Annotated in this window: 1 protein-coding gene and 1 pseudogene; both read left to right on the plus strand. The window is 66.8% G+C overall.

The window, feature by feature from the left end:
- Positions 1-210 (plus strand): annotated as a pseudogene (locus ACMGE0_RS33405) (LacI family transcriptional regulator); the annotation flags it as partial.
- 13 nt (positions 211-223) lie between these two features.
- Positions 224-1,825 carry an FAD-dependent oxidoreductase gene (locus ACMGE0_RS33410; protein WP_436820145.1) on the plus strand — a complete coding sequence of 534 codons (1,602 nt, stop codon included), beginning with the start codon at positions 224-226 and terminating at the stop codon, positions 1,823-1,825.

Genomic DNA, 1,825 nt, shown 5'->3' on the forward strand with positions numbered 1-1,825 from the left:
CTCGGCAGCCATATCCGCGCCGAGCGCAGCCATGTGCAGTTCGCCTCCTTCAGCATTCCCCGCGAGGAGATGGGCCGGCAGGCGACCGCTATGCTGGTGCGCCGCATCGAGGCGGCGGCTCCTGTGGAGCAAATTCTTCTGACCTGTGAACCGGTCGAGGGCGAGACCCTTGGTCCTGCCCCCTCGGGCCCTGCAAAGAAACGGACGTGACGACGTGAAAGAAATGCGAGCAGACATTCTGGTGGTGGGCGGCGGTCTCGGCGGCGTGGCGGCCGCGCTTGCGGCGTGCCGGGCGGGCAGGCACGTCGTCATGACCGAGGAGTTCGACTGGATCGGCGGGCAGTCGACCAGCCAGGCGGTGCCCTCCGACGAGCATACCTGGGTCGAGCAGTTCGGCATCACCCGCTCCTACCGCAAGCTGCGCGACGGCATCCGCCGGTATTACCGCGACCATTATCCGCTGACCGAAGGGGCGCGTGCCTGGGACGACCTCAATCCCGGCGCCGGCTGGGTGAGCCGCATCTGCGCCGAGCCGCGCGTCAGCCTGGCGGTCATGGAGGCGATGCTGATGCCCTATCGCGGCGCGGGGCGGCTCAACGTGCTGCAGCCCTACCGGCCGGTCGCCGCCGACGTCGAGGGCGACACGGTGCGCTCGGTGACCGTCCGGCATCGCGACACGGATCAGGAGATCGTCATTTCCGCCGATTACATCCTCGACGCCACCGAGCTCGGCGACCTCCTGCCGATGACCGGCACCGAATATGTCAAGGGTTTCGAGGCGCAGTCCGACACCGGCGAGCCGAGCGCGCCGCCGGAAGCCCAGCCGGACAACGTCCAGGCGGTGTCGATCTGCTTTGCCATCGACCATGTGGACGGCGACCGGACGATCGACAAGCCTGAGAACTACGACCACTGGCGCCGGTACCAGCCGCATTTCTGGGGCGGGCCGCTGATCGGCTTCACCGCCCCGCATCCGCGCACGCTGGAATTCACCACCCGCTCCTTCACCCCCAATGTCGACGACGATCCGCTTCTCGTCGATGCCGACCAGCGCAAGGGCGGCGGCGACGAGAACCTCTGGCTGTTCCGCCGCATCGCCGCACGGCGCAATTTCCAGCCCGGCTTCTATTCGTCCGACATCTGCTTCGTGAACTGGCCGATGATCGACTACATGGACGGCACGATCATCGACGTCTCCGAGGCGGAGAAGGCAAAACACCTGAAGGCGGCGGCCGACCTTTCCTATTCGGTCTTCTACTGGCTGCAGACGGAGGCGCCGCGCGCCGACGGCGGCCAGGGCTATCGCGGCCTTCGCCTGCGCGGCGACGTCACCGGCACCGGGCACGGGCTCGCCATGGCGCCCTATATCCGCGAAAGCCGCCGCATCCGGCCGGTCACCCGCATTGCCGAGCAGGACCTCTCCTACGCGGTGCGCGGCAAGAAGGGCGCCGTCCGCTACCGCGACAGCGTCGGCATCGGCATGTACCGCATCGACCTGCATCCCTCGACCGGCGGCGACAACTATATCGACGTGCCGTCCTGCCCGTTCGAGATCCCGCTTGGGAGCCTGTTGCCGCAGCGGATGAACAACCTCATCGCCGCCGGCAAGAACATCGGCACCACCCACATCACCAACGGCTGCTACCGCCTGCATCCGGTCGAATGGAACATCGGCGAGGCCGCCGGCATGCTCGCCGCCCATTGCCTCGACAACCGCCTCACACCCCACCAGGTCCAGAAGACCGACACCCATCTCGACGACTTCCAGCGACAACTCACCCGGCAGGGCATCGAAATCCGCTGGCCAAATATCGAAGCTTATTGA

The sequence above is a fragment of the Neorhizobium descurainiae genome (genome assembly GCF_051400715.1).
Lineage (GTDB): Bacteria > Pseudomonadota > Alphaproteobacteria > Rhizobiales > Rhizobiaceae > Neorhizobium.

Coding starts and splice junctions, on each gene's coding strand:
- ACMGE0_RS33410 (WP_436820145.1), top strand. CDS start 224: ATGCGAGCAGACATTCTGGTGGTGGGCGGCGGTCTCGGCGGCGTGGCG.